The organism is Streptomyces sp. NRRL S-495, from assembly GCF_000966955.1.
GTDB classification, from domain to species: domain Bacteria; phylum Actinomycetota; class Actinomycetes; order Streptomycetales; family Streptomycetaceae; genus Kitasatospora; species Kitasatospora purpeofusca.
This window is the reverse complement of the sequence record NZ_JZWY01000032.1, coordinates 1-3,772: the sequence shown is the minus strand read 5'-3', so window position 1 is coordinate 3,772 and position 3,772 is coordinate 1. Positions and strand designations below refer to the sequence as shown.

3 protein-coding genes and 2 pseudogenes are annotated in these 3,772 nt (G+C 76.5%); 2 read left to right on the top strand and 3 right to left on the bottom strand.

Going from position 1 to position 3,772, the window contains the following annotated elements:
• Together VR45_RS02565 and VR45_RS02560 are read left to right on the top strand one after the other, a co-directional pair.
• Positions 1–399, top strand: a pseudogene (locus tag VR45_RS02565) (alpha/beta hydrolase); the annotation flags it as partial.
• Positions 396–1,289, top strand: coding sequence for an SDR family oxidoreductase (locus VR45_RS02560; protein WP_045938019.1), 894 nt, complete (start codon positions 396–398; stop codon positions 1,287–1,289). The pseudogene VR45_RS02565 and the gene VR45_RS02560, both read left to right, overlap by 4 nt.
• 28 nt (positions 1,290–1,317) lie before the next feature.
• Here the strand turns inward: VR45_RS02560 and VR45_RS02555 are convergent, their stop codons facing one another.
• The 3 genes and pseudogenes from VR45_RS02555 to VR45_RS46620 form a co-directional block, all read right to left on the bottom strand.
• Entirely contained in the window at positions 1,318–2,439 is a 1,122-nt protein-coding gene (locus VR45_RS02555; RefSeq protein ID WP_078896173.1) for a serine hydrolase domain-containing protein, read from the bottom strand.
• A 7-nt stretch (positions 2,440–2,446) separates the two neighbouring features.
• The gene (locus VR45_RS02550; protein WP_045938018.1) at positions 2,447–3,385 is read right to left on the bottom strand and encodes a hypothetical protein; all 939 of its coding nucleotides are present in this window, start codon (positions 3,383–3,385) and stop codon (positions 2,447–2,449) included.
• Positions 3,382–3,772, bottom strand: a pseudogene (locus tag VR45_RS46620) (hypothetical protein); the annotation flags it as partial. The gene VR45_RS02550 and the pseudogene VR45_RS46620, both read right to left, overlap by 4 nt.

Below are 3,772 nucleotides of genomic sequence, written 5' to 3'. Positions count from 1 at the left end.
CGCACCGAGGTGGCCGTCCGGATGGCGCACGCCTGCCCGACCGGGGTCCGCGCCAACTGGGCGCGGGTGCTGGACCGGCTGGACGTCCGCCCCGGGCTGGCCCGCCTCGCCGCGCCGACGGCCGTCGTGGTCGGTGCCGAGGACCGGCTCACCCCGCCGGTGCACGCGCACCGCATGGTCGCGGCGCTCGCCGACCCGCAGGGGCTGCTCCTGCTGCCCGGGGTCGGCCACATGGCGCCGATCGAGCGGCCGGCCGAGGTCGCCGCCGAGATCGACCGGATGGCGACCGCCCACCTCCCGGCCCGCCGCGCCGCCGCGGACTCCGCGGACTCCGCCGCCACCACCGGTACCGACCTGCCGGCCGCCACCGTCGACCCCGAGAGGACCGCCGTCGCATGACCGCCACCCCACCGCTCTCCGCCCAGGTCGCCGTCGTCACCGGAGCCGCGCGCGGCGTCGGCGCCGCCCTGGCCCGCAACCTCGCCCGGCGCGGCGCCAAGGTCGCGCTGGTCGGCCTGGAGCCGGAGGAGCTGAAGGCCGTCGCCGCACAGTGCGGCCCGGACGCCACCGCCTGGGAGGCCGACGTCACCGACGTCGAGGCGCTCACCGGGCTCGCCGAGCGGATCAAGGCGCACTACGGCCGGATCGACACCGTCGTCGCCAACGCCGGCATCGCCCTGGGCGGTCCGCTGCTGGACAGCGACCACCGGGCGTTCAGCCGGGTGATCGAGGTCAACCTGCTCGGCAGCGTGGCCACCGCCCGGGCCTTCCTGCCCGCCCTCGCCGAGAGCCGCGGCTACCTCCTGCAGATCGCCTCGCTGGCCGCGCTGACCCCGGCGCCGCTGATGAGCGCGTACTGCGCGAGCAAGTCCGGGGTCGAGGCGTTCGCCCACGCGATCCGGGCCGAGGTCGCCCACCAGGGCGTCAAGGTGGGTGTCGGGTACCTGAGTTGGACCGACACCGACATGGTGCGCGGGGCCGACGAGGACGCCGTGCTCAAGCAGATGCGCTCCCGGCTGCCGTGGCCGGCCAACAAGACCTATCCGCTGGAACCGGCGGTGGACCGCCTGGCCGCCGGGATCGCCCGGCGCTCCGCCCATGTCTACGCCCAGGCGTGGCTGCGCGGGATGCAGCCGGTCCGCTGGGTCCTGCCGTCGCTGATCGCCGCCGTCGGGTCGCGCGACGTGGCCAGGCTGGCGCCCCAGCTCGCCGCCACCGCCGCCTCCCGCCTCCGCCCGGTCGGCGCCGGAGGCGCGGCCGACACCGCCGCCCGGTCCGACCAGGACTGACGGCCTGGCCCGTGCCGGACGGGGGACGTCAGCCGCTTTCCGCGGCCTCCCCGTCCGGCCGGGCGAGCCGCTTGAAGGTGTCGTAGGCGGTCTGGGTGAAGGAGGACCGCACCGTGGGGCCGGTGTTGGTGAGGGCGGCGACCGCGGTGGCGGTCTGCGGGCAGAAGCCGACGAACGCCGTGAAGCCGCGCGTCCCGCCGGAGTGGAAGAACAGGTCGCGGTCGTCCGGGGTGCGGCGGTGGTTCCAGACCAGGCAGATCTCGTCGCCGGAGCGCGGCAGCCGCAACCGGGGCCGCCGCACCTCCCGCAGCGCGGTGCCGAGCGGGCCGCCGTCCGGCTCCAGGTGGGCGCGCAGGAATCGCAGCAGGTCCGCACCCCCGGCCCGGACGGCGCCCGCGCCCGGGAGGGCGGGGATGCGCCACGGCGGGAGCGGCCGCCCGAGGTGGTGGCCGGTCGCGCACTGCGGCGCGTCGGGGGAGCAGGAGAGGGTCCGCAGCCCGAGCGGGCGGCCGATCCGCTCGCCGAGCAGCCCGGCGTAGTCGGGGCCGCGGCCCGCCTCGGCGAGCAGCCGGCCGAGCAGGCCGACTCCGTAGTTGGAGTACCAGTACACCTCACCGGGCGGGCGGCGCACGGTGGTTCGGGCCAGCGCCGCCCACAACCGCTGTTCGTCGTAGCCGGCGTAGGGGTTGCTGTTCCAGGCGGGGACGGCGCTCGCCAGCAGGCCCGGCGGCAGCCCCGGCAGGCCGGAGGTGTGGGTGGCCAGGTGGATCAGCCGGATCGGTCCGCCGCGCCGGACGTCCGGCGGCCGCCGTCCGGCCGGAAGGTGGCGCTGCACCGGGTCGTCCAGGGCGACCTCGCCGCGCGCCGCCAGCTCGGCCAGCAGCAGGGCGGTGAAGGTCTTGGTGACGGAGCCGAGTTCGTAGCCGGTGTCGGGTGTGCACGGGCCGCCGTCGCGGGCGGTCCGGCCGTGGCAGTGGACGGCGGAGCGCTCGCCGCGCGCCACCGCGAGGGTCACGGCGGTGGCGTGCGGCCCGGCGGCGAGCACGAGTCCGGCGAGCTGCTCCGCCCCGGGCGCACCGGGCTCGGTGCCCGCGACTCCCTCGATTCCCGCGACGCCCGCCGCTCCCGTGCCCGCCACCGTCGTGCTCATCGTGCCCTCACGCCGGGACCGCCGCGCCGCCGAGCGCGCGGGAGAGCGTGACGGTGCCCGCGACCACGGCGACCACGGCCGTGTGCTCGTGGTCGCGGAACGCCTGCTCGGGGTCGTCCGAGACCGGTTCCGCGCTTTCCCGGGGGATCAGCCCGTCCTCGCGCTGGATGGCGGCGAGCGCCTCCCAGCCCTGGGCGCCGGTGACCGGCTCCCCGATGCAGGAGTCCACCACCAGCAGCTCGCCGACGAGGTCCCACTGGCCGACCTCCAGCCAGGTGTCGACCCAGACCGGCAGCCAGTTGCGGACGTAGTCGCGCATCGGCTCGGGCATGCTCTCCGGTTGCGCGCCCCAGTCGGTGAGATGGAAGACGGCGTGGGTGATGTGGTAGCCGGTCAGCCAGTCGATCGCCCAGGGCTCGGGGGTGGCGCCGAGCCAGGTCCTGGCGGTGAGGGCGGGCCAGTCGTCGGGCTGGTTGCGCAGCCCGATCACCCGGCGCGCGTTGGCGAGGGCCAGCCGCCGGTTGGGCATCATCTCGATGGCCTGGATCCCGCGCACCTTGGTGAGCGATTCCAGCAGTTCCTCCAGCGCCGCGTGCCGGTAGCCGGACCGGGCGAAGTGGACGTATGTCTCCAGCGGGTCGGTCATCACCGGGTAGCGCAGCAGCCGCTCGTACAGGAGGTTCCCCTCGCGCAGCTGGGACCAGCCGAAGTCCAGGAGTTCACGGGCGATCCGGGCGTCCTCCGGGCCGGTGACGCCGTCGCGCAGGACGAGCGAGGCGGCGAGCGCGGACTCGGCGAGCGGCTTGTAGGCGTTGTTGGGATCGGCCAGGTCGATGGTGACGTCGTCGGGCAGTCGGCCGAAGCCGCGTTCGTGGCAGGTGTGCAGCCAGGACATCGCCCGGGAGCCCAACTGCTGTGCGGTGGCAAGGATCCGGTGGTCGGTCATGACGTCCTTCCGGTCAGCAGGCGCTCCGCGACGGCGAGTTCGAGCGCGGTGCGGGCGCTGCCGTCGCCGACGGCGCGGATCCGCTCCAGCATGGGTTCGACCTCCAGCGGCAGGTCCCGCCCGTCGGCCGCGAGCCAGGCGAGCCAGCGGGTCAGGCGGGCGGCGACGCGCTGGTCGCAGCGCAGGACGGAGCGGACGGCGCCGCGGGCCAGGGCGAGGGTGTGCTCGCGGGCGGCGTCGTGGACGGGCCCGTCGAGGCCGGGCAGGGCGAGCGCGGAGAGCTGGGCCATCCGCACCGACCAGGCCTGCCAGGCGTACGGCTCCGGGAGCGGGGCGCGGCCGGGCCGCGGCGCCCCCCGGGCGGCGTCCTCGCCCGCCGCCCCGGGG